At 72.0% G+C, this 21,444-nt stretch carries 21 protein-coding genes and 1 riboswitch; of the genes, 13 read left to right on the forward strand and 8 right to left on the reverse strand.

The annotated features are described in order from the left end of the window. Window positions 1-39 precede the first annotated feature (39 nt). Window positions 40-657: a hypothetical protein gene (locus tag ACZ7L7_RS19200; protein WP_472076602.1), complete on the reverse strand. Its 618-nt coding sequence runs from the start codon at window positions 655-657 to the stop codon at window positions 40-42. A gap of 84 nt (window positions 658-741) precedes the next feature. Here ACZ7L7_RS19200 and ACZ7L7_RS19205 point away from each other — a divergent pair, with 84 nt between their 5' ends. The 3 genes from ACZ7L7_RS19205 to ACZ7L7_RS19215 all read left to right on the forward strand — a co-directional run bounded on the left by ACZ7L7_RS19205 (window position 742) and on the right by ACZ7L7_RS19215 (window position 3,923). Next, complete coding sequence (locus ACZ7L7_RS19205; RefSeq protein WP_472076604.1) at window positions 742-2,208, forward strand: MFS transporter; 1,467 nt, start codon at window positions 742-744, stop codon at window positions 2,206-2,208. 82 nt (window positions 2,209-2,290) lie between these two features. After that, window positions 2,291-2,950 (forward strand): class I SAM-dependent methyltransferase, encoded by a 660-nt coding sequence (locus ACZ7L7_RS19210; RefSeq protein ID WP_472076606.1) that lies wholly within the window; start codon window positions 2,291-2,293, stop codon window positions 2,948-2,950. 22 nt (window positions 2,951-2,972) lie between these two features. After that, a complete protein-coding gene (locus tag ACZ7L7_RS19215) occupies window positions 2,973-3,923 on the forward strand; it encodes an N-acetylmuramoyl-L-alanine amidase (protein WP_472076608.1) in 951 nt (316 codons plus the stop codon). Window positions 3,924-3,941: 18 nt separating this feature from the next. Here ACZ7L7_RS19215 and ACZ7L7_RS19220 read toward each other — a convergent pair whose 3' ends face one another. Together ACZ7L7_RS19220 and ACZ7L7_RS19225 are read right to left on the reverse strand one after the other, a co-directional pair. Next, window positions 3,942-5,171: a hypothetical protein gene (locus ACZ7L7_RS19220; protein ID WP_261718216.1), complete on the reverse strand. Its 1,230-nt coding sequence runs from the start codon at window positions 5,169-5,171 to the stop codon at window positions 3,942-3,944. Further along, the gene (locus ACZ7L7_RS19225; protein ID WP_093720148.1) at window positions 5,168-5,713 is read right to left on the reverse strand and encodes a SigE family RNA polymerase sigma factor; all 546 of its coding nucleotides are present in this window, start codon (window positions 5,711-5,713) and stop codon (window positions 5,168-5,170) included. Before ACZ7L7_RS19225 ends, ACZ7L7_RS19220 begins: the two co-directional genes overlap by 4 nt. Before the next feature lie 266 nt (window positions 5,714-5,979). Between ACZ7L7_RS19225 and ACZ7L7_RS19230 the strand changes: the two genes are divergently transcribed. The 3 genes from ACZ7L7_RS19230 to ACZ7L7_RS19240 all read left to right on the forward strand — a co-directional run bounded on the left by ACZ7L7_RS19230 (window position 5,980) and on the right by ACZ7L7_RS19240 (window position 8,264). Continuing rightward, the gene (locus tag ACZ7L7_RS19230; RefSeq protein ID WP_285434839.1) at window positions 5,980-6,819 is read left to right on the forward strand and encodes a DUF5336 domain-containing protein; all 840 of its coding nucleotides are present in this window, start codon (window positions 5,980-5,982) and stop codon (window positions 6,817-6,819) included. Between the two features lie 100 nt (window positions 6,820-6,919). Continuing rightward, on the forward strand, window positions 6,920-7,930 hold the full coding sequence (locus tag ACZ7L7_RS19235) for an LLM class F420-dependent oxidoreductase (RefSeq protein ID WP_471593278.1): 1,011 nt from the start codon (window positions 6,920-6,922) through the stop codon (window positions 7,928-7,930). Between the two features lie 40 nt (window positions 7,931-7,970). Continuing rightward, window positions 7,971-8,264, forward strand: a complete 294-nt coding sequence (locus ACZ7L7_RS19240) for a hypothetical protein (RefSeq protein WP_093720145.1) — start codon at window positions 7,971-7,973, stop codon at window positions 8,262-8,264. Window positions 8,265-8,275: 11 nt separating this feature from the next. Here ACZ7L7_RS19240 and ACZ7L7_RS19245 read toward each other — a convergent pair whose 3' ends face one another. From ACZ7L7_RS19245 to ACZ7L7_RS19255, 3 genes are read right to left on the reverse strand one after another with little or no spacing between them, the layout of a single operon-like run. After that, entirely contained in the window at window positions 8,276-9,352 is a 1,077-nt protein-coding gene (locus ACZ7L7_RS19245) for a prenyltransferase/squalene oxidase repeat-containing protein (RefSeq protein WP_285515730.1), read from the reverse strand. Next, the gene (locus ACZ7L7_RS19250; protein ID WP_093720143.1) at window positions 9,349-10,083 is read right to left on the reverse strand and encodes a class I SAM-dependent methyltransferase; all 735 of its coding nucleotides are present in this window, start codon (window positions 10,081-10,083) and stop codon (window positions 9,349-9,351) included. Before ACZ7L7_RS19250 ends, ACZ7L7_RS19245 begins: the two co-directional genes overlap by 4 nt. After that, window positions 10,077-11,453, reverse strand: coding sequence for a glycosyltransferase family 4 protein (locus tag ACZ7L7_RS19255; protein ID WP_285515731.1), 1,377 nt, complete (start codon window positions 11,451-11,453; stop codon window positions 10,077-10,079). The genes ACZ7L7_RS19250 and ACZ7L7_RS19255 overlap by 7 nt, the downstream gene beginning before the upstream one ends. Before the next feature lie 184 nt (window positions 11,454-11,637). On the opposite strand from ACZ7L7_RS19255, the gene ACZ7L7_RS19260 reads away from it, so the two are divergent. After that, window positions 11,638-12,258, forward strand: coding sequence for a TetR family transcriptional regulator (locus tag ACZ7L7_RS19260; protein WP_093720141.1), 621 nt, complete (start codon window positions 11,638-11,640; stop codon window positions 12,256-12,258). 8 nt (window positions 12,259-12,266) lie between these two features. Here the strand turns inward: ACZ7L7_RS19260 and ACZ7L7_RS19265 are convergent, their stop codons facing one another. Further along, window positions 12,267-12,500: a ferredoxin gene (locus ACZ7L7_RS19265; RefSeq protein WP_285515732.1), complete on the reverse strand. Its 234-nt coding sequence runs from the start codon at window positions 12,498-12,500 to the stop codon at window positions 12,267-12,269. Between the two features lie 3 nt (window positions 12,501-12,503). Next, a complete protein-coding gene (locus tag ACZ7L7_RS19270) occupies window positions 12,504-13,961 on the reverse strand; it encodes an aldehyde dehydrogenase (RefSeq protein ID WP_285515733.1) in 1,458 nt (485 codons plus the stop codon). A gap of 183 nt (window positions 13,962-14,144) precedes the next feature. Between ACZ7L7_RS19270 and ACZ7L7_RS19275 the strand changes: the two genes are divergently transcribed. From ACZ7L7_RS19275 to ACZ7L7_RS19300, 6 genes are all read left to right on the forward strand, one after another. Next, window positions 14,145-15,170, forward strand: coding sequence for an MBL fold metallo-hydrolase (locus tag ACZ7L7_RS19275; protein ID WP_453606228.1), 1,026 nt, complete (start codon window positions 14,145-14,147; stop codon window positions 15,168-15,170). Window positions 15,171-15,343: 173 nt separating this feature from the next. Then, window positions 15,344-15,416, forward strand: a riboswitch (cobalamin riboswitch). Between the two features lie 133 nt (window positions 15,417-15,549). Then, window positions 15,550-16,782 carry a prenyltransferase/squalene oxidase repeat-containing protein gene (locus tag ACZ7L7_RS19280; RefSeq protein ID WP_472076613.1) on the forward strand — a complete coding sequence of 411 codons (1,233 nt, stop codon included), beginning with the start codon at window positions 15,550-15,552 and terminating at the stop codon, window positions 16,780-16,782. Further along, complete coding sequence (locus ACZ7L7_RS19285) at window positions 16,779-17,426, forward strand: SCO2322 family protein (RefSeq protein ID WP_471432531.1); 648 nt, start codon at window positions 16,779-16,781, stop codon at window positions 17,424-17,426. Before ACZ7L7_RS19280 ends, ACZ7L7_RS19285 begins: the two co-directional genes overlap by 4 nt. Beyond that, window positions 17,419-18,714, forward strand: coding sequence for a CbiQ family ECF transporter T component (locus tag ACZ7L7_RS19290; protein ID WP_453606233.1), 1,296 nt, complete (start codon window positions 17,419-17,421; stop codon window positions 18,712-18,714). Before ACZ7L7_RS19285 ends, ACZ7L7_RS19290 begins: the two co-directional genes overlap by 8 nt. After that, window positions 18,711-20,399, forward strand: a complete 1,689-nt coding sequence (locus ACZ7L7_RS19295) for an ABC transporter ATP-binding protein (protein WP_472076615.1) — start codon at window positions 18,711-18,713, stop codon at window positions 20,397-20,399. The genes ACZ7L7_RS19290 and ACZ7L7_RS19295 overlap by 4 nt, the downstream gene beginning before the upstream one ends. After that, window positions 20,396-21,229, forward strand: a complete 834-nt coding sequence (locus tag ACZ7L7_RS19300; RefSeq protein WP_285515739.1) for an ECF transporter S component — start codon at window positions 20,396-20,398, stop codon at window positions 21,227-21,229. The genes ACZ7L7_RS19295 and ACZ7L7_RS19300 overlap by 4 nt, the downstream gene beginning before the upstream one ends. The last annotated feature ends 215 nt before the right edge of the window (window positions 21,230-21,444 follow it).

A 21,444-nucleotide genomic window follows, 5' to 3' on the forward strand; every position in this document is an offset into this window, starting at 1 on the left:
CGTATGCCCCTGGGACACAGGACGTGGGCAGTGGATGCCCTACCAGTCGGTCAGGTCCACGACGAGGGCGCAGTGCGGGTCGTCGGGGGACGGCCGCTGGTACTGCGCTTGCCCGACGAGGCTGGGGACGGAGGCGATCAGAGCCGTGGACGCGGCGGTCAGGCGGAGGTCGACACCGACGATGTCCGGGTGGTCGGGGTGCCGGACGTACAGGCGCAGCAGGCCGTGCTCACGCAGCAGGAACCCGATCAGGAAGGGGGACACCGTGTCGTCGTACGGATTGTCCGACAGGGCGCGCAGGACGGTGAGCGCCAGCCCTTGTTCGGGTTCCGGGTCCGGGGTGATTTCCTCGGGACGGAGACGGACCACGGCCATCCCCATGACCTCGTCCGGGCCGCCGCCGGCGTGGACCCCGCGCCGGGTCAGGACGGTGCGCAGAATGCCGGGGATCCAGTACGGCGCGACCGAGTCGTGGGGGATCTCGTACAGGACCGGGGCGTCGCCCTCGTCCTCCCCGGTCCGGACGGCGATCCGCACGGCGCCCGGGGCGGGCAGGACTCCGCGCAGGCGGCTGCCCTCGACGAGGGGTGCGGACAGGTAGTACAGCAGCAGACGGCTGATGTCCGCTTGCTGCCGCAGATCCTCCGGATCGGTCACCGGTTTCCCTCCCAAAGGTCAAGATTTAGTTAGTAAGCCGAAGCATCGGAATAGTTGCCCCGGCGCACCGACTTCAAGCTACACATGACACGTACGACCAACGACCGCCCCGCCGTCGTCCCCGTCCTCGCCTTCGCGGGCATCGTGGTCGCGGTGATGCAGACCCTGCTGGTGCCGGTCATCAAGGACCTGCCGCAGCTGCTGGACACCTCTCCCGCCGACGCCACCTGGGTCCTCACCTCCACCCTCCTCTCCGGCGCCGTGGCCACGCCGATCATGGGACGCCTCGGCGATCTGTACGGCAAGCGCCGGATGCTGATCCTCAGCCTCGCCGTGATGGTGGCCGGGGCCCTGGTCAGCGCCGTGACCAGCGCCCTGGTGCCGATGATCGTCGGCCGTACCCTCCAGGGGTTCGCGATGGGCGCCATCCCGCTCGGCATCGGCCTGATGCGCGACATGCTGCCCCGCGAGAAGCTCGGCTCGGCGATGGCGCTGATGAGCTCCTCCATCGGCGTCGGCGGCGGACTCGCGCTGCCCGGCGCGGCCCTGATCGCCCAGCACACCGACTGGCACGCCCTCTTCTACGGCGCCGCCGGCCTCGGCGCCCTCGCCATCGCCCTCACCCTGCTCGTCGTACCGGAGACCCCGATGCGCGCCCGGGGCTCCTTCGACCTGCCGGGAGCGCTGGGCCTGTCCACCGGCCTGGTCCTCTTCCTGCTTCCGATCACCAAGGGCAGCGACTGGGGCTGGTCCTCCGCCACCACGCTCGGCCTGTTCGCGGCCTCCGCCGCCGTACTGCTCCTGTGGGGCGCCTACGAGCTGCGCGCCAAGGCCCCGCTGGTCGACCTGCGCACCACCGCCCGCCCGGCGGTCCTGTTCACCAACCTCGCCTCGATCATGGTCGGCGTCTCCTTCTACGTCGTCTCCCTGGTCCTGCCCCAGCTCCTCCAGCTCCCCACCAGCACCGGCTACGGCCTCGGCCAGTCGATGGTCGTCGCGGGCCTGCTGGTCGCGCCGCTGGGCCTGACGATGATGGTCACGGCGCCGGTCTACGCCCGCCTCTCCGCCAGGCACGGCCCCAAGTTCACCCTCATCCTCGGCCTGCTGATCATCGCCGTCGGCTACGGCGCCGGGCTCGGTCTGATGAGCGCGGCCTGGCAGTCCCTGGTCATCTCGGTGCTGCTGGGCGCGGGCATCGGCCTCGCCTACTCCTCGCTGCCCGCCCTGATCGTGGGCGCGGTCCCGGCCTCCGAGACGGGCGCCGCGAACGGCCTGAACACGCTGATGCGGTCCATCGGTACGTCCGTCTCCAGCGCCGTCATCGGCATGGTGCTGGCCAACACGGCGGACACGGTGAACGGTGTGGCGGTCCCCACGATGCACGGCTTCCGCGTCTCGTTCCTGATCGCGACCGCCGCGGTGGCGGTCGGCCTGCTGCTGGCCCTGTTCCTGCCCAAGCCGGACCGGGCGCCGCGGCTGCGGGCCAGCAGTGAAGGGGAGGCGGCGGTGACCGAGGAGAGCGGTGCTCTCGCGGAACTCCGCACCCGCTGACACCCAGCCCCGTCGCCGCGCCAAAGGGGACGTACGGCAGCATGGGGCGCCGACAAGCCCGTACGACCGGAAGGCCCCGCCCATGACCCCGGCACACCCGGCCCCCAAGCCCGAGATCCTCGCCGCGTTCGAGGCGGCGAAGGGGTTCATGCCCACGGGTGAGGGCCTCGCCCTGTACGCGGCGGCCGTGGAGGCGGGGCGGCTCGGGCTGCCGTTGCTGGAGGTCGGCACGTACTGCGGGCGCTCCACGATCCTGCTCGCCGACGCGGCCCGGGCCGCCGGGGTGACCGCCCTCACCGTCGACCACCACCGCGGCAGCGAGGAGCAGCAGCCGGGCTGGGACTACCACGACCCGGAGACGGTCGACCCCGAGCTGGGTGTGATGGACACGCTGCCCACCTTCCGCCGCACCCTGCACAGGGCGGGCCTGGAGGACCACGTGGTGGCCCTGGTCGGCCGCTCCCCGCAGATCGCCCGCCTCTGGTCGACCCCGCTCGGCCTGGTCTTCGTCGACGGCGGCCACACCGACGAGCACGCCACCGCCGACTACGAGGGCTGGGCCCCCCATGTGGCCGAGGGCGGCCTGCTCGTCATCCACGACGTCTTCCCGGACCCGGTGGACGAGTTCACCGGCCAGGCCCCGTACCGCGTCTACCTGCGCGCGCTGGAGTCGGGCGCGTTCGAGGAGATCTCCGTCACGGACTCGCTGCGGGTGCTGCGTCGAACGGGGGCGGGGATCTGAGGGCGCCGTTAGAGTCGCAGTCGTGTCGTACGTAGGACCGGACTTCGATCCGCAGCCGCCCCGCCGCCCCCGTCGCCGCGCCCTGACGGTGGCGCTCGTCGCGCTCGTACCGGGCGCGTTGCTCGGATGGGGGGCGTACGCGGCGTTCGGCGGCTCGGACGACGGGGGAGGCAGCTCGGACAAGGCGGCGGTGGGAACACCGACGGCGTCCGCCCGGAGCACCGACCCCGAGCGGCCGAGCGAGACGCCCACGGAGCCCACCACGTCCCCCTCCGAGTCCACGGAACCCTCCCCCTCCGCTCCCCTCGCGGGCAAGGTCGTCGTCATCGACCCGGGCCACAACCCGGGCAACTTCCAGCACACCGCCGAGATCAACCGCAAGGTGGACATCGGTACGGCGATGAAGGAGTGCGACACCACCGGCACGGCCACGAACTCCGGTTACCGGGAGGCCGACTTCACCCTGGACGTCGCCCACCGCATGCGCACGCTGCTGGAGAAGCAGGGCGCCACGGTGGAGCTCACCCACGACGGCGACCGCTCGTACGGGCCGTGCATCGACGAGCGGGCCCGCATCGGCAACAAGGCCAAGGCCGACGCCGTGGTCTCCCTCCACGCCGACGGCGCGGGCAGCGGCAACCGGGGCTTCCACGTCATCCTCCCCGGCGCGGTCAACTCCGGTGCCGCCGACACCCGTCCGATCGTCGCCCCCTCCAAGAACCTCGGCGAACGCATCGCGGGCGCCTTCGTCCGCGTCACCGGCAGCGCCCCCTCCAACTACGTCGGCGACGGCACCGGTCTCGTCACCCGCAAGGACCTCGGCGGCCTCAACCTGTCGACGGCCCCCAAGGTCTTCATCGAGTGCGGCAACATGCGCGACAGCAAGGACGCGGCCCAGCTGACCAGCGAGGCCTGGCGGCAGAAGGCGGCGCAGGGGATCTCCGAGGGGATCGCGGGCTTCCTGGAGAAGTAGGAAGCCCGGCGCCCGTGCCTACGAGCTGGAGCTGGGGAAGGCCTTGACCGGGCCGCCCGTGTCCACGAGTTCGCAGCGTTCCTGTTCCACGTGGCAGCGGACCAAGTAGGACGGCCCGTACTGCGGGGCGATAGGGGCAATCATTCCGTCTTTGGTCCGAGCGGGTTTCGCCTCGGCCAGTTCCAGTAGCACCGTGTCGTCGTCCTCCCAGGCCATGTCCTGGGGATGGACCGATGGGACCGACCACAGCCCGCCCGTCACCTCGCCGCTCGACGTGTCGCTCACGACGTATCCGCCCTCGCGCAGGGCGACGAACCGCTGCCCGTCCGGCGAGAAGTGCACGTCCTCCATGTCGCAAACCTTCCAGCGCTGGTTGTCCGGCTGCGCGATGGAATAGGCGCGCATGCAGCCGTCGGACGTGGACAGGAGCACGGTGTCCGAGGCCACCGAGTAGTCCTCCACCCCCCCGTCCCGGTCCGCGGACGGCCAGGGCGTTCCGTCCCGGTCGAGGCTGCCGATGTTCTGGACGCGCGCGTCCCAGTTGATGAGTACGTCGTCACCGGCGAAACCGTGGACCGAGTCGATGTCGTCGTAGGAACGGGAGCCGACCTTGCCGGTGGTCAGATCGGCGCGCTTCACGACCTGCGACCGGCCCTCGTTGGGGTGCACGGTCCACGCCGCGAACCGCCCGTCCTCGGAGACGTTGAGCTGGGTGGTGTACTCGCCCTTCGCCGTGCGTTCGAGTTCCGTCGAGGTTCCGTCCGCGTCGACATGGACCACGACCGCGACATCGCCGGGCCCGTCCGCGAGATAGACGAATCCCCTGTCTCCGGCGCGCCAGATCCGAAGCCCGGTGTACTCCTTCGGAATGGGGATCGCCCGGCCGCCGAGCATGACCCGCAGGGCTCCCTTTCCCTGCTCGCCGCGCGTCCCGTACGGCACATCCGTGTCCGGCCCGACGGGCATTTTCCGCAGCGCCTGCGGTACCGAGTCCGCGGTCGCCCACTCCGGCCGCGAGGCCGGCGGCTGCTCGCCGGTCCCCGGCAGACCGCTCAGCAGGACCCCGACCGCCGCGACCGCGGCCACCGCTGCGGTCGTCGCGGCCAACCGCCGCCGCCCCACCGCGCGTTTGCCGTCGCGCAGCACGCGGTCCGCCCAACCGTCGGGCAGGGACACCTCGTCCGCCCGTGTGGCGAGCAGTTCCCGCACCTGGCCGCCCTGTTCCTGCTCTTCGCTCCGCTCCGTCACAGCGCTTCCTCCACAGCGTTCGGCAATCCCCCGGCGACCATCGCGCGCAACTTCTTCAGGGCCCGGTGGGCCTGGGTCTTCACCGTGCCGACCGAGCAGCTCAGCAACTCGGCGGTCTGCGGCTCGGTGAGGTCCTCGTAGTAACGCAGTACGATCACCGCGCGTTGTCGGGGCGGCAGCGAGCACACCCAGGCCCAGATCCGCTCCCGTTCGTCGACCTCCGAGGCTCCGTCCGGGGCAACGGGGTCGGGCACGTCGAGCGCGCCTTCCGGCAGACCGCCGGTCAGTCGCTCGCCGCGCACGCGTCTGCTGCGCCACCAGGAAGTGGCGGTGTTGGCCAGCGTCCGCCGGACGTAGGCCTCCAGCGCCCGCGGCTCACGCAGCCTGGGCAGGGCGACGTACGCCTTGACCAGCGCGGACTGCAGCAGGTCCTCGGCCAGTGCGTGGTCGCCGCCGGAGAGGAGATAGGCGGTGCGCAGCAGGGCTCTTGAACGGAGCTGCACAAACTCGGAGAACGCCTCTTCGTCGCGTCTGCCTGCCATGTCCGCCTCTCCTGGAACTGTCATCGACATGTAGGGGACGCGCGGGCGGGGCAGAACCGTTGACCGGAGGAACCGTGAGTTTCCTGCGCAGGTAGCGGGCGGGACGTTCACAAACGATGATCCCGGGGGACACCGTGACGGGACGGACGATAGTGTCGTCCCTACGATGAGGGGTCACCCCCGCGCTTCACACCGGGCCTGAGGGCGACATGGTGACAGCGACGCCTCTTTCTGATGACGAGACGACTGAACTGAAGGACCTTGAAGTGAATATCCGCTCCCTCACTAGAGGCGACGGCGTGGTGATCGGAGCAGCGGTGTTGCTCTTCATCGCGTCGTTCCTCGACCTGTACTCCGTCGACGGAGTTCCGGACAGCTTCGACCTCCCCAACCTGTGGGAGAGCGGGCCGGTCCTGCTCGGGGTCGTACTGGCGGGCCTGATCGGTGGCGCGCTCGTCGTGATCACCCGGGGTCGTCCGCAGCCCCTGAAGGTCGCCGGACTCGACCTCGGCCAGTTCGGCGCCGCGTTCACCGTCTTCGCCGCGTGGTGTGCGCTGGGCAACATCTTCGACGTGCCCGGTGGCTTCGACAACTTCGGCGGCTCCAACGACGGTGCTCCCGACGCCGGCACGGGGCTGATCCTCGCCCTGGTCGCGACGCTGATCATGGCCGGCGCCGCCGTTGCCACACCGCTGGTCCCGGCCCTCAAGGCCCCGCTCCTCCCGGCCCCCGGCCCCGCCGCCCCCCAGCCGTACGGCGGCCAGCCGCCGCAGGGCGGTTACGGGTACCCGGGTGCGCCGCAGCCGCAGGCCGGTCAGCCGCCGTTCGGTGGCCAGCCGCAGCCGCAGGGCGGTCAGCAGCCGTTCGGCGGTGCCCAGCCGCAGGCTCCGGCGCCGCAGCCCGCCGGGGACTTCTCGCCGTTCTGGTTCGCGGTTCCGGTGGCCCGTCCGCTGTTCGCGGAGGACGGTTCGCCGACGCCGATCGCCGAACTGGCTCCGGGCACCTGGTACCTGGCGGTCGAGCAGCGCGGTGCGCAGCTCATCGCGCAGACGCAGGACGGGCGTCGCGGTGTCCTGCAGGACACCAGCGGCATCCAGCGCGGCTGACGCGATCACAACGGTCACGGCCCCTCGCCCTTCCGGGCGGGGGGCCGTTGTCGTACAGTCGCAGCCCCCGTGAACTGACACACCGTCAGGAGATGCTGTCATGCGGCTCGGTCTTGCCCTCGGTTACTGGGGCCGCGGCCCCTCCGCCTCGCACCTGCCGCTGGCACGGGAGGCCGAGCGGCTCGGGTACGACTCGGTGTGGACGGCCGAGAGCTGGGGTTCCGACGCCTTCACCCCGCTGACCTGGATCGCCGCCCACACCTCACGGATCCGGCTGGGGACGGCGGTGGCCCAGATGGCGGCCCGGTCACCGACCACGACCGCGATGCACGCCCTCACCCTCGACCACCTCTCCGGCGGCCGCATGATGCTCGGCCTCGGCCTGTCCGGGCCGCAGGTGGTGGAGGGCTGGTACGGGCGCCCGTTCCCGAAGTCGCCGCTGACCGCGACCCGTGAGTACGTGGATGTCGTACGGCAAGTGCTGCGGCGGGAGGGGCCGGTGGAGTTGGACGGGCGCTTCCACTCCCTCCCCTACCGCGGGCCCGACGCCACCGGCCTCGGCAAACCCCTCAAGCCCATCACCCACCCCCTGCGCCCCGGCGCCCTCCCCGTTCTGCTCGGTGCCGAGGGGCCGAAGAACGTCGCCCAGACGACCCGTATCGCCGACGGCTGGCTGCCGCTGTACTGGTCGCCCACCCGCCCCGAGGCCTACGCCCTCCCCGAAGTCCTCCCGGAGGGCTTCCTGGTGGCACCCATGGCCCAGGTCCGCGTCTGCGACGACGTGGCCGAGGGACTGCTCCCGGTCAAGACCATGCTCGGCTTCTACATCGGCGGCATGGGCCACGCCAGCCGCAACTTCCACGCCGACCTCATGGCCCGCATGGGGTACGAGGAGGAGGCCCGCCGTATCCAGGACCTGTTCCTCGCCGGGCGCCGGGAGGAGGCCGTGCTCGCCGTACCGGACGCCTTCGCCGACGAGATCTCCCTGGTCGGGCCCCGGGAACGGATCGCGGAGCGGCTGGAGTTGTGGCGCAAGGGCCCGGTGACGGACCTGCTGGCGCTGGCGCCGGACGAGAGGTCGCTGCGGGTGCTGGCCGAGCTCAACTCGTGAACGGGGGTTTGCCGGACGCGGACCGGGCTACCCGCCTGGCATGTCCCCTCGATATCGCAACGGCACCAACCAGGCCGGCACGGTCATCGCGGCCGTCGCCGACATCATGGCCTTCATCCTGGGCCTGTGGATCCTGATGTACCTGCTCGACGCCAACCGCGGCAACGCCTTCGTGGAGTTCGTCCACGACACCGCCCGCTGGCTGGCGGGCTGGTCCCACGACTTGTTCACCTTCGACGAGGCCTGGGCCAGGGTGGTGGCCGGTTACGGCCTCGCCGCGGTGGTGTACCTGTTCATCGGCCACGCCATCGCGAACCGGGTGCAGCGCCGCTAGCCGAACCCGGCCTACGCCCTGTCGCAGCAGTCCGGGTCCAGCCCCAGCGGAAGCTGCTCTCCCCCAAACACCTGGCACGTCGCCTCATGGCCTCCCAGGGCCGCCACCGCCAGCAGCAGGGAACCCGCGGTCCAAGTCGTCAGCTCCTGCGGCCAGATGGCGTCGTCCTCGAAGACATAGCCCGTCCAGTACAGGCCCGTCTCGTCGTCCCGCAGGTGCTGGATGGACTGGAGGATCTCCAGGGCGCGGTCGGACTCGCCCATCGCCCACAGAGCGAGGGCGAGTTCGGCCGACTCGCCGCCCGTCACCCACGGGTTGGGGACCACGCAGCGCACGCCGAGCCCGGGGACGACGAAGCGGTCCCAGGACTCCTCGATACGGGCCTTGGCCTCGGCGCCGGTGAGGGCGCCGCCGAGGACCGGGTAGTACCAGTCCATGGAGTAGCGGTCCTTGTCCAGGAACCGCTCGGGGTGCCGGCGGATCGCGTGGCGCAGGGCGCCCGCCGCCAACTCCCAGTCCGGTTGGGGCTCCTCGCGCTGCTCGGCGATGGCGAGCGCGCACCGCAGGGCGTGGTGGACGGAGGAGGACCCGGTGAGCAGGGCGTCCGCCGTCGGTGTGCCGTCGTCGTCGCGGCGCCAGCCGATCTGGCCGCCGGGCTGCTGGAGCCGCAGCACGAACTCGATCGCCGCGTAGACGGCGGGCCACATGCGGTCCAGGAAGGTGTCGTCGCCGGTGGAGAGGTAGTGGTGCCACACCCCTACGGCTATGTAGGCGACGAAGTTGGTCTCCCGGCCGCGGTCGGTGACGTCGTCGAAGGCGCCGTCGGCGTAGGCGGCGTACCAGGAGCCGTCCTCGTTCTGGTGCCGGGCCAGCCATTCGTAGGCGCGCTCCGCGGCGGCGTGCTCGCCGGCCGCGTCCAGGCCCATCGCGGCCTCGACGTGGTCCCAGGGGTCCAGGTGGTGGCCGCGGAACCACGGGATCGCGCCGTCCTCGCGCTGCACGGCGAGCAGTCCGGCGACGGTGGCGGCGGCCTGCTCGGCGGTGAGGACCCCGGGCAGGACCAGGTGTTCCGTCCGGGGGGTGGTCACTTGGCGTCCACCCGCGGCAGGTGCGGCTTGGTCGCGTACGCCACGAAGCTCTTGCCGATCAGCGGGTTGAGGGCCTGCTCGGCCACCCGCGTGGCCAGCGGCTTCTTCATGATGTCCCAGACCAGCAGCTTGTGGTAAGCGCGCACCGGCAGCGCCTTGTCGTTGTCGACGCCGAAGGCGCACTTCAGCCACCAGTACGGCGAGTGCAGCGCGTGCGCGTGGTGGGTGCCGTACGGCTTGAGGCCCGCCTCGCGGATCTTCGCCAGCAGCTCGTCCGCCTTGTAGATGCGGATGTGGCCGCCCTCGACCTCGTGGTAGGCGTCGGACAGGGCCCAGCAGACCTTCTCGGGGCCGTAGCGCGGGACGGTGATGGCGATCCGGCCGCCCGGCTTGAGTACCCGGACCATCTCCGCGAGGACGCCCTTGTCGTCCGGGATGTGCTCCATGACCTCGGAGATGATCACGACGTCGAAGGACTCGTCCGGGAAGGGCAGCGCGAGGGCGTCGCCCTCCATGGCGGTGGCGGTGGCGCCCTCGGGGGCCTCCCCGGCCTCCTTCATCGCCGCGAACCACTTGGCGACCTCGCGGATCTCCTCGCCGTTCTGGTCGAGGGCGACCACGTGCGCGCCGCGCCGGTAGCACTCGAAGGCATGCCGGCCGGCACCGCAGCCGAGGTCCAGGACTCGGTCGCCCGGGGCGAGCGGGAACCGGGAGAAGTCGACGGTCAGCACGTGGCCCTGCTTTCGGAGCTCTCGGAACGTACGGAGGTAAGGGAATCTGCGGAAACCTGCGGGGCGGGCCGGCGGCCGCCCGCCCGCGCGATCGCCTCCCGGTAGTGCGCGACCGTCCCCTGCGCGGCGCGCGCCCAGGTGAAGCGTTCCAGCACCCGTTCGCGGCCCGCCCGGCCCAGGCGCGTACGCAGCTCGGGGTCGGCGAGCAGGCGGCCGAGGGCGGCGGCCAGGGCGCCCGCGTCACCGGGCGGTACGGCCAGACAGGTCTCCCCGTCGGGACCGGCGACCTCGGGGATCGCGCCGCCCGTGGTGGCGACCAGCGGGGTGCCGGTGGCCATGGCCTCGGCGGCGGGGAGGGAGAAGCCCTCGTACAGCGACGGCACACAGGCGACCTCGGCCGAGCGGACCAGGTCGACGAGTTCGGCGTCGGAGATGCCCTTGACGAAGTCGACGGCGCCTTCGAGCCCGTAGCGCTCGACGGCCTGCGCGACCGGACCCTCGGTGGGCTTCTTGCCGACGACGACGAGGTGGGCGTCGGGCTGCTCGGTGCGCACCTTGGCGAGCGCCTCGACGAGGAACACCAGCCCCTTCAGGGGCACATCGGCGCTGGAGGTGGTGACGATCCGGCCGGGTATCCGCGGCACCGACGGATCCGGCGAGAACAGGTCGGTGTCGGCGCCGATGTGCACGACGTGGATACGGTCCTCGCGCACCCCGAGGTGCTCCACGATCTCGGCGCGGGAGGTGCCGGAGACGGTGAGGACGGACGGCAGGCGGCGCGCGACGCGCTTCTGCATGCGGGTGAAGGCGTACCAGCGGCGCACCGAGTAGCGGCGCTGCCAGCCCTCGGCCGCGTCCAGCTCCAACTGCCGGTCCACGGTGATGGGGTGGTGGATCGTGGTGACCAGGGGCGCGCCCACGTCGCCCAGGAGGCCGTAGCCGAGCGTCTGGTTGTCGTGGACGACGTCGAACCGGCCGCGCCGGGCGCGCAGATGGCGGCGGGCGCGCAGGGAGAAGGTCAGCGGCTCGGGGAAACCGCCGGTCCACATGGTGGCGACTTCGAGGGCGTCGATCCAGTCCCGGTACTCGTCCCGCTTCGGGGTGCGGAAGGGGTCCGGGGAGCGGTACAGGTCGAGGCTGGCCAGCTCGGTGAGCGGCACGCCCTCGTCGAGTACGGGGTAGGGCTGGGCGCCGATGACCTCGACGCGGTGGCCGAGGCGGGCCAGTTCGCGGGAGAGGTGGCGGACGTAGACGCCCTGGCCGCCGCAGAACGGGTTCCCTTTGTAGGTGAGAAGCGCGATGTCGAGCGGTCGCTCGCCGTCCGCGGCGGGTTCCTGGGGGGACCCCGTCCGACTGGCCTCAGCGGTCACTCCGGGCCCCCTTCTCCCTGCTCTGGTCCCGCGAGATTATGCCGGGACGCTAATGTAGAACAAGTTACAGACTTGATCGTTCAAGAGCTTCCGAATCTACCGGCAGGTAGAGACGGCGTGAGCAGTGGATCAGGTGATTCACGCCACGGTCGGGCTCTGGCGAGGAGAACGGCGAGGGGACAAGGTGGACAAGGTGGCAGCCAGTACCGCGAGACCGGTCACCGCGCCCCTCACCGAGCGGCAGGAGGCGCGGCGCCGCCGCATCCTGCACGCGAGCGCGCAGCTCGCCAGCCGGGGCGGTTTCGACGCGGTGCAGATGCGGGAGGTCGCGGAGTCCTCGCAGGTGGCGCTGGGCACGCTGTACCGGTACTTCCCGTCCAAGATCCATCTGCTGGTCGCGACCATGCAGGACCAGCTGGAGCGGATGCACGGCACCCTGCGCAAGAAGCCGCCGGAGGGCGACACGGCGGCGGAGCGGGTCGCGGAGACGCTGATGCGCGCCTTCCGGGCCCTCCAGCGCGAGCCACACCTGGCCGACGCGATGGTGCGGGCGCTGACCTTCGCGGACCGCAGTGTCTCGCCCGAGGTGGACCAGGTGTCCCGGCAGACGACGCTGATCATCCTGGACGCGATGGGCCAGGAGAACCCGACGCCCGAACAGCTCTCGGCGGTCCGGGTCATCGAGCACACCTGGCACTCGGCGCTGATCACCTGGCTGTCGGGCCGGGCCTCGATCGCACAGGTGAAGATCGACATCGAGACGGTGTGCCGCCTGATCGACCTGACGGCACCGCCTCAGGAATAGGGCCGGGGCTATTCCTCGGGCGGGAACACGGCCTCCCCGCTCCCCACCATCGTGATCACGATGGCCTCCACCGGGCAGTTCTCGGCGGCGGCCAGCACGCCCTCGGCCGCGTCCGTGTCCGGCTCGACGGGGTGGGACTGGCGGGCGGTGTCGAGCCGGAAGCCGGCGGGCGCGCGGTGGACGCACTGGGCCGAGCCGATGCATACGGACCGGTCGACCTCGACGTGCCAGCGGTCGCCCATCGCCTACGCCTCCCACCCGGCGGGCAGGTGGATCATCTTGTGCTCCAGGTACTCGCCGTACCCCTCGGGCCCGAACTCCCGCCCCAGCCCGGAGTTCTTGTAGCCGCCGAAGGGGCCGAGCATGTCGAGGCTGAAGGTGTTCACGGAGTACGTGCCGGTACGGACCCGGCGGGCGACCTCGATGCCCCGCTCCACATCACCGGTCCACACGCTCCCGGAGAGCCCGTAGTCCGAGTCGTTGGCGATCTTCACGGCCTCGTCCTGGTCGCCGTAGGGCAGCAGGCAGATGACCGGGCCGAAGATCTCCTCGCGGGCGATGCGCATGGAGTTGTCGACGTCGCCGAAGAGGGTCGGCTCGACGTACCAGCCCCGGTCGCGGCCGGGGGGCCGTCCGCCGCCGGTGAGGATCTTGGCGCCCTCCTCCTGCCCGATGCGTATGTAGTCGAGGTTGCGCTGCTGCTGGCGGCGGGCGACGAGCGGGCCGACCTGGGTGGCGGGGTCGAGGGGGTCGCCGACGACCAGGGCGTTCGCGGCGGCGGCGAGGGCCTCGGCGAACTCGTCGTAGCGGGAGCGCGGGAGGAGGATGCGGGTCTGGGCGACGCAGGCCTGGCCGTTGTTCATCCAGGCGGCCGGGACGATACCGGCGACGGCGGTCTCGACGTCGGCGTCCGGCAGGACCACCGCGGCGGACTTGCCGCCGAGTTCGAGGGTGACGCGGGTGAGGTTGCGGGCGGCGACCTCCATGACGCGCTTGCCGGCGGCGACGGAACCGGTGAAGGAGACCTTGTCGACGCCGGGGTGCCCGACCAGGTACTCACTGACCTCCCGGTCGGCGGGCAGGATCGACAGCACGCCCTCCGGCAGCCCGGCCTCCGTCGCGATCTCGGCGAGGAGATAGGCGTCGAGCGGCGACTCCGGGGACGGCTTGAGGATCACCGTGCAGCCGGTGAGCAGCGCGGGCGCGAGCTTGGCGGCGGCGACGAACTGGGGCACGTTCCACGGCACCACGGCGGCCACGACCCCGACCGGCTCACGTCGCACGAGGATCTTCCCGAGGACTCCGTCGCGGTGTTCCTCGTAGGTGAAGTTCCGGGCCACGGTGATCGCGGAGTCCCACACCATCATCGCGCCGAGCGCCTGGGCGAGGACGCTCCAGGAGTACGGGGAGCCGTTCTCGGAGGAGATGACGCGGGCGATCTCCTCGTGCCGGACGGCGATGGCGTCCTTGATCCGGTTGACCACCTCGATCCGCTCGTCGAGGCTCATCCGCGGCCAGGGCCCCTCCTCGAAGGCCCGCCGCGCCACGGCGACCGCCCGGTCGACATCGGCGGCGCACGCGTGCGGCACCCGCCCGATGACCTCCTCGGTGTGCGGCGAGATCACCTCGATGACGTCCTCGCCCAGGGGGTCGGTGAACTCCCCGCCGATGAACAGCTGTCCGTGTTCCACGAGCTCGGTCATGCCCGACGCCTCCTGCGGACCTGGAGCGCTTGATTTCTGACGCTGTATCAGAACTGATACCAGTTCTATTGGGAGGAGTCCACGGGCGGGCCGGACCCGGAAAATGGGGTGCATCGGTCGACTCAGGCTACTTTTGCAACTGGTTCTAGTTATAGTGAGCCAGGCTCGTGGGGTGGAGGGCAGATGGCGGGAGCGCAGGACCTCGGTGGGGGCGTACGGTCCGTTCGGGTGCCGATTCCGGACAACCCGCTCGGGCACACGCTGGTGTACGTCGTGGACACCGACCGGGGGCCCGTGCTGATCGACACCGGGTGGGACGACCCGGGGGCCTGGAACACCCTCGTCGAGGGGCTGGCGGAGTGCGGGACCGCCGTCGGTGAGATCCACGGCGTGGTCATCACCCACCACCACCCCGACCACCACGGCCTGTCCGGCAAGGTCCGGGAGGCTTCCGGGGCGTGGATCGCGATGCACGAAGCCGACACGGCCATCGTGCGGCGTACCCGGTCCGCCGAACCCGAGCGCTGGTTCACGTACATGGCGGCCAAGCTCACCGCCGCCGGCGCCCCCGAGGAGCACGTCGCCCCCCTGCGCGCGGCCCGCCGCCGCAACCTGCCCGGCCTCAACCCCGCCCTCCCGGACCGGGAGATCGTCCCCGGCGAACTGCTCCCCCTCCCCGGCCGCCGCCTGCGCGCGATCTGGACCCCGGGTCACACACCCGGACACGTCTGCCTGCACCTGGAGGAGGCACACCCGGCCGGACTCCCCGGCAACGGGCGCCTGTTCTCCGGGGACCACGTACTCCCGGAGATCACCCCGCACATCGGCCTGTACGAGGACCCCGACGACGCCACCGTCACCGACCCGCTCGGCGACTACCTCGACTCCCTCGAACGCGTCGCCCGCCTCGCCCCGGCCGAGGTCCTCCCGGCCCACCAGCACACCTTCACCGACGCCGCGTCACGCGTCGAGGCCCTCCTCGCCCACCACGAGGCCCGCCTCACCGGACTCCTCTCCCTCCTCTCCAACCCCCTCACGGCCTGGCAGCTCGCCGAGCGGATGGAGTGGAACCGGCCCTGGGAGCAGATCCCCTACGGGTCCAGGAACATCGCGGTGTCGGAGGCCGAGTCCCACCTGCGCCGGCTGGTGAAGCTGGGGCGGGCGGAGGTGGTGAGCGGGAGCGAGCCGGTGACGTACGTCGCGGTGTGAGGGGGCGGGCGCTTGCGGGCCGTGTTGCAGGAGGCGTGGGCCACACAGGGGGCGTGAGCCGTTCAACACGCCCGTCCACGTGCGGGCCGAGCCGGTCCCCCCGCCCCCGGCCTCCCCGCCGGCGCCTTCCTACGGGCCGGTAGAGTGGCCGCGTCGTCATCACACCCGTACGGGGGGAAGCCGGTGCAAATCCGGCGCTGACCCGCAACCGTGAGCAGCGCGCAGGCGCTGCGAGCCGGACTACCCCGCGCGGTACGTGAACGGCTCACGTGCGTCGGCATCCCGTCGGCGCATGGCACCGTCGAGGTCTGCGGAGCCGAGCCGCCCGGGGTCCGTCCCGCGCTGCCCGGCTCCCCTCAGGGAGAGGCACCCGCCGATCATGAACGTCCGCCGCAGCGCCGCGGCCCTGGCCGCCACCGCCGTGATCGGCCTGGCCACCCCCGTCCTGGCCGGCCCCGCCGTGGCCGCCACCCCGTCCCCGTCGCCGTCCGTCGAACTCCCCTCCGGGCTCTACGGCTCCGGTGACCCGACCTACGACGGCGTCTGGCGCCACTCCCTCGCCCTGATAGCCCAGACCCGGGTCGGCGTCACCCCCTCCGCCAAGGCCGTGGACTGGCTGCTCGGGCAGCAGTGCGCCAACGGCGGCTTCGCCGCCTTCCGCGCCGACCCGGCCAAGGAGTGCGACGCCAAGCTGATGGTCGACACCAACAGCACGGCCGCCGCCGCCCAGGCCCTGGCCGGGCTCGGTGACGGCAAGTACATGGGACAGGCCCAGAAGGCCGCCCAGTGGCTGAAGAGCATCCAGAACAAGGACGGCGGCTGGGGCTACACACCGGGCGGTGCCAGCGACGCCAACTCCACCGCGATCGTCGCCGGCGCCCTCGCCGCGACCGGCCAGGACCCCGACACCATCGTGACCGGCGGCAAGTCCCCCTTCGACGCCCTGCGCGCCCTGGCCCTGCCCTGCGACCAGGGCGGCGCCTTCGCCTACCAGCCCGACAAGAAGGGCAAGCTGATCGCCAACGCGGACGCGACCGCGGCGGCCGTGGTCGGTCTGCGGGGCGCGGACCTGAACTCCCTGAAGGCCGCCGACGACCAGGCGCTCACCTGCACCGACGGCAAGGCTCTCAAGCCCGCCCAGGCCGCCGCCAACGGCGCCGCCTACCTCGCCGACGCCCTGAAGAAGGACGGCCACCTCCTGTCCTCCATGCCCGGCGCCGAGGACCAGCCCGACATCGGCAACACCGCCGACGCGGTCGTCGCCCTCGCCGTGACCGGCGGTCCCGAGGCGGCGGCCGAGCCGCTGGCCTGGCTGGAGAAGAACGCCGCCGACTGGGCGAAGCAGAACGGCCCGGCCGCGTACGCCCAGCTGATCCTCGCGGCGGACACCGCGGGCGCCGACGCCCGGAACTTCGGCGGCACGAACCTCGTCGAAGGGCTCAACGCGACCGGCCCGGCGCCGAAGGCGGAGGCACCCGCCAAGGAGTCCAAGGACGAGAAGAAGGACGACAAGGACGGCGTCAGCCTCTGGTGGGTCATCGGCGTCGGACTCGTCGGCGGCATCGGCGTCGGCTTCCTGATCAGCAGCCGCAAGAAGGGACAGCGGAAGTGATACGCCGTGCCCTCGCCCTGCTGCTGACCGCGCTGGTCCTCGGCACGGCGGCCGCTCCGGCGCAGGCGGCGACGTACCGCTACTGGTCGTTCTGGGACCGGGACGGCTCGAAGTGGACGTACGCCACCGTCGGCCCCTCCGTCTCCGTCCCCTCGGACGGCGACGTCCAGGGCTTCCGCTTCACCGTCAGCGAGGACTCCGCCCAGGCCGCCCAGCCGCGCGGCGAGCAGACCTTCGGCACCATCTGCGCCCGTACGCCGGAACGCGACGGCCGCAAGCGCGTGGCCCTCGTCCTCGACTTCGGTACCGCCAAGGACGCGCCCTCGGGCGAGACCCCGCCCCGCCTGCGCACGGTCTGCGCCCAGGTCCCGGAGGACGCGACCACGGCGGAGGCCCTCGCCGAGGTAGCCAAGCCCCTGCGCTACGACTCCAGCGCCATGCTCTGCGCCATCGACGGTTACCCGACCGCGGGCTGCGGCGAGGAACTGGGCAAGACCAAGGACAAGGACGTCGGCAAGAGCCAGTCGAAGAGCACGAACGACTCCGACAACTCCCCGTCCCTGGGCCTGTGGGCAGGAGCAGCAGGCGTGGCAGCCCTGGGCGCAGCAGCCCTCTGGCAATCCCGCCGCCGCCGAAATGACTGACACCGGCAACACTGAACGTAGCGGCGGAGCATCGTGCTCACGCAGCTGCGGGCAGTCGTGCCTCCCCCAGGGCCTCAAGGGCCTGGGGGGACCCCCAGGCGGCACGGGTGGGCGCAGCGGCACCCGGCAAGCGCCGGCGAGCGCACCCACCCCACGCCGACCCCAGCCCAGCCGCACCCGGCACGCACCGGCAAGCACCCCCCTCCACCCCGGCGCCTGGTGGCTCTGGGCCCTGTCCCTCGGCACCGCCGCCACCCGCACCACCAACCCCCTCCTCCTCACCCTCCTCATCGCGACATCCGCCTACGTCGTAGCGACCTGCCGCCATAACGCCCCCTGGTCCCGCTCCTACAACACCTTCCTCAAACTCGCCCTCGCCGTCCTGGCCCTCCGCTTCGCCTTCGCCGTCCTCCTCGGCTCCCCCATCCCCGGCACCCACACCGTCGTCACCCTCCCCGAAGTCCCCCTCCCCGACTGGGCCCAGGGCATCCGCCTGGGCGGACGAGTCCACGCCGAAGCCCTCGTCTTCGCCTTCTACGACGGCCTCCGCCTCGCCACCCTCCTCATCTGCGTAGGCGCCGCGAACTCCCTCGCCAACCCCACCCGCCTCCTCAAATGCCTCCCCGGCGCCCTGTACGAGATGGGCGTCGCGGTGGTCGTGGCGCTGACCTTCGCCCCGAACCTGATCGCCGACGTGCAACGCCTGCGCGCCGCCCGCCGCCTGCGGGGCCGCCCGGACCGTGGCTTCAAGGGCCTGCTCCAGGTCGCCCTCCCCGTCCTTGAGGGCGCCCTGGAACGCTCGGTCGCCCTGGCCGCCGCGATGGACGCCCGCGGCTACGGCCGTACCGCCGACGTCCCTCCGGCCGTACGCCGTACCACCTCCGCCCTCACCCTCGGCGGCCTGCTCGGCGTCTGCGCCGGTACGTACGGAGTCCTCACCGCGGAGGGCGGCACCTACGGCCTCCCCGTCCTCCTCCTCGGCCTCACCGCCGCCCTGGTCGGCCTGCGCCTGGGCGGTCGCCGCGCGGTCCGCACCCGGTACCGCCCCGACCCCTGGGACCTGCGGGCCTGGCTGGTCACCGGCTCCGGCGTGGCGGTGGCCGCGCTGATGTTCCTGGCCGAGGCGGAGAACCCCGCCGCCCTGGAACCGAGCGTCATCCCGCTCACCGCCCCCACCCTCCCCCTCTGGCCCGCGGCGGCGATCCTCCTGGCGCTGCTCCCGGCATTCGTCGCCCCCGCGAAGGCCAGCCCGATCCCCAGCCCGAAACCCACCAAGGAACCGTCGTGATCCGCTTCGAAAACGTCTCCGTGACGTACGACGGCCGCCCCGAACCCACCGTCCGCGGCATCGACTTCGAGGTGCCGGAAGGCGAACTCGTCCTCCTGGTCGGCCCGTCCGGCGTCGGCAAGTCCACAGTCCTCGGCGCCGTCAGCGGACTCGTGCCGCACTTCACGGGCGGCACCCTGAGCGGCCGGGTCACGGTCGCGGGCCGTGACACCCGTACCCACAAGCCCCGCGAACTGGCCGACGTGGTCGGCACGGTGGGCCAGGACCCGCTCGCCCACTTCGTCACGGACACGGTCGAGGACGAACTCGCCTACGGCATGGAGTCCCTGGGCCTCTCCCCCGCCGTGATGCGCCGCCGCGTGGAGGAGACCCTCGACCTCCTCGGCCTCGCCGACCTGCGCGACCGTCCGATCGCCACGCTCTCCGGAGGCCAGCAGCAGCGGGTGGCGATCGGCTCGGTCCTCACCCCGCACCCCCAGGTCCTGGTCCTGGACGAACCGACCTCCGCGCTGGACCCGGCGGCGGCCGAGGAAGTGCTGGCGGTACTCCAGCGCCTGGTGCACGACCTCAGTACGACGGTCCTCATGGCGGAACACCGACTGGAGCGCGTGATCCAGTACGCGGACCAGGTGGCCGTACTCCCCTCCCCCGGCGCCCCGCTGACCCTCACCGCCCCGGCGGAGGCGATGGCGGTCTCCCCGGTGACCCCACCCGTCGTGGACCTGGGCAAGCTGGCGGGCTGGTCCCCGCTCCCGCTGACCGTGCGGGACGCGAGGCGGCGGGCGGGCGATCTCCGGGACCGCCTGGAGGCGCTGAGCCCCGAGACACAGCGCCACCCCCGCACGTCCCCGGCCGAACCCCGCCACCCGACGACCCCGCCCCGCCGCCGCTGGTTCACCCGCACCCCTCGGCCCGCAAAGGCCCCCCAGGCCCCCCGCACCGCCGAGGTGAAGGGCCTGTCCATCACCCGGGACCGCATCCGCGCCCTCCACGAGGTGAGCCTCACCGTCTCCCCCGGCGAGACGGTCGCCCTCATGGGCCGCAACGGCGCCGGAAAGTCCACCCTCCTCAACTCCCTCGTGGGCCTGATCACCCCCACCCGGGGCACGGTCGAGGTGCACGGCCGCACCCCCCACCGCACCCCGCCCCCCGAACTGATCCGCCACGTGGGCCTGGTCCCCCAGGAACCCCTCGACCTCCTCTACGCCGACACGGTCGCCGCCGAGTGCGCGGCGGCCGACGCCGACGCGGAGGCGACCCCCGGCACCTGCCGCGCCCTGGTCACGGAACTGCTCCCGGGTGTCGCGGACGACACCCACCCCCGCGATCTCTCCGAGGGCCAGCGCCTGACCCTCGCCCTGGCCGTGGTCCTGACCGCCCGCCCGCCGCTGCTCCTCCTCGACGAGCCGACCCGCGGCCTGGACTACGCGGCGAAGGCCCGCCTGGTCACGGTGTTGCGCGCACTGGCGGCGGACGGCCACACGATCGTCCTGGCCACCCATGACGTGGAACTCGCCGCCGAGCTGGCCGACCGGGTCGTACTGCTGGCCGAGGGCGAGATCATCGCGGACGGCCCGACGGCGGAGGTGGTCGTCTCCTCCCCCTCCTTCGCCCCGCAGATCGCCAAGATCCTGGCGCCGCAGCAGTGGCTCACAGTCGCGCAGGTCAGGCGGGCGCTCGTATGACCACGGCAAAGCCCACCCCACAGTCCCGCCCCATCCGCCTGGGCCCACGCTCCCTCCTCTCCCTGATCCTGGTCAGCGCCGTCGGCCTGGCCGCCCTCGGCTGGCCCCTGTTCGCCCCGCCCGAGGCGGCGGTCAACGCCCACTCCCAGGACGCGCCCTGGCTCTTCGCGGGCCTGCTGGTGCTCCTCGTGGCCGTGGTCGCGGCGACGATCTCGGAGTCGGGGCTGGGCCCGAAGGCGGTGGCGATGCTCGGGGTACTCGCCGCGACCGGCGCGGCCCTCCGCCCCATCGGCGCGGGCACGGCCGGCATCGAGCCGATGTTCTTCCTGATGCTGCTCAGCGGCCGGGTTCTCGGCCCGGGCTTCGGCTTCGTGCTCGGCGCGCTGAGCATGTTCGCGTCCGCGCTGCTCACGGGCGGGGTGGGCCCGTGGATGCCGTTCCAGATGCTGGCGATGGGCTGGTTCACGATGGGCGCGGGCCTGCTCCCCGGCCCCGACCGCCTGCGCGGACTCCCCGAGCGCCTGATGCTGGCCGCGTACGGCTTCCTGGCCGCCTTCGCCTACGGCACGCTGACCAACCTCGCGGGCTGGCCCTTCATGAGCAGCCTCGCCTCGAACATCGCCTTCGACCCGGAGGCGGGCGTCCCCGCGAACCTGGCCCGTTTCGTCGTGTACTGCCTGGCCACGTCCCTCGGCTGGGACCTGGGCCGCGCCCTGGTAACGGTGCTCCTCACCCTGACCCTGGGCCCGGCGATCCTCCGCGCACTGCGCCGGGCGACCCGGCGGGCGGCTTTCGAGGCGCCGGTCACATTCGACGGGACCGCTCGGTAAGGGCGTACACGCGGACCGTGATCACGACGGTGAAGCACCCCACATGACCCACATCACCTACGATCCACCTTAGTGGGACATATCGGACGCCATGCCTACGCCAATCCGGCACCTGACCTGCACATTGAGCCCCCCATCACACAAGAAACATGTACCCCACATACGAATGCAACTAGCAAAACCGGGCATTGCGGACCCCGGCTCGGCCTGGTTCT

The organism is Streptomyces sp. NPDC110618 (genome assembly GCF_055657065.1).

What these genes read in the sequence shown, in the direction of transcription:
- ACZ7L7_RS19205 (WP_472076604.1), top strand. Translation starts at nt 742, where the DNA reads ATGACACGTACGACCAACGACCGCCCCGCCGTCGTCCCCGTCCTCGCC.
- ACZ7L7_RS19210 (WP_472076606.1), top strand. Translation starts at nt 2,291, where the DNA reads ATGACCCCGGCACACCCGGCCCCCAAGCCCGAGATCCTCGCCGCGTTC.
- ACZ7L7_RS19225 (WP_093720148.1), bottom strand. Translation starts at nt 5,713, where the DNA reads ATGGCAGGCAGACGCGACGAAGAGGCGTTCTCCGAGTTTGTGCAGCTC.
- ACZ7L7_RS19235 (WP_471593278.1), top strand. Translation starts at nt 6,920, where the DNA reads ATGCGGCTCGGTCTTGCCCTCGGTTACTGGGGCCGCGGCCCCTCCGCC.
- ACZ7L7_RS19240 (WP_093720145.1), top strand. Translation starts at nt 7,971, where the DNA reads ATGTCCCCTCGATATCGCAACGGCACCAACCAGGCCGGCACGGTCATC.
- ACZ7L7_RS19265 (WP_285515732.1), bottom strand. Translation starts at nt 12,500, where the DNA reads ATGGGCGACCGCTGGCACGTCGAGGTCGACCGGTCCGTATGCATCGGC.
- ACZ7L7_RS19270 (WP_285515733.1), bottom strand. Translation starts at nt 13,961, where the DNA reads ATGACCGAGCTCGTGGAACACGGACAGCTGTTCATCGGCGGGGAGTTC.
- ACZ7L7_RS19275 (WP_453606228.1), top strand. Translation starts at nt 14,145, where the DNA reads ATGGCGGGAGCGCAGGACCTCGGTGGGGGCGTACGGTCCGTTCGGGTG.
- ACZ7L7_RS19280 (WP_472076613.1), top strand. Translation starts at nt 15,550, where the DNA reads ATGAACGTCCGCCGCAGCGCCGCGGCCCTGGCCGCCACCGCCGTGATC.
- ACZ7L7_RS19290 (WP_453606233.1), top strand. Translation starts at nt 17,419, where the DNA reads ATGACTGACACCGGCAACACTGAACGTAGCGGCGGAGCATCGTGCTCA.
- ACZ7L7_RS19300 (WP_285515739.1), top strand. Translation starts at nt 20,396, where the DNA reads ATGACCACGGCAAAGCCCACCCCACAGTCCCGCCCCATCCGCCTGGGC.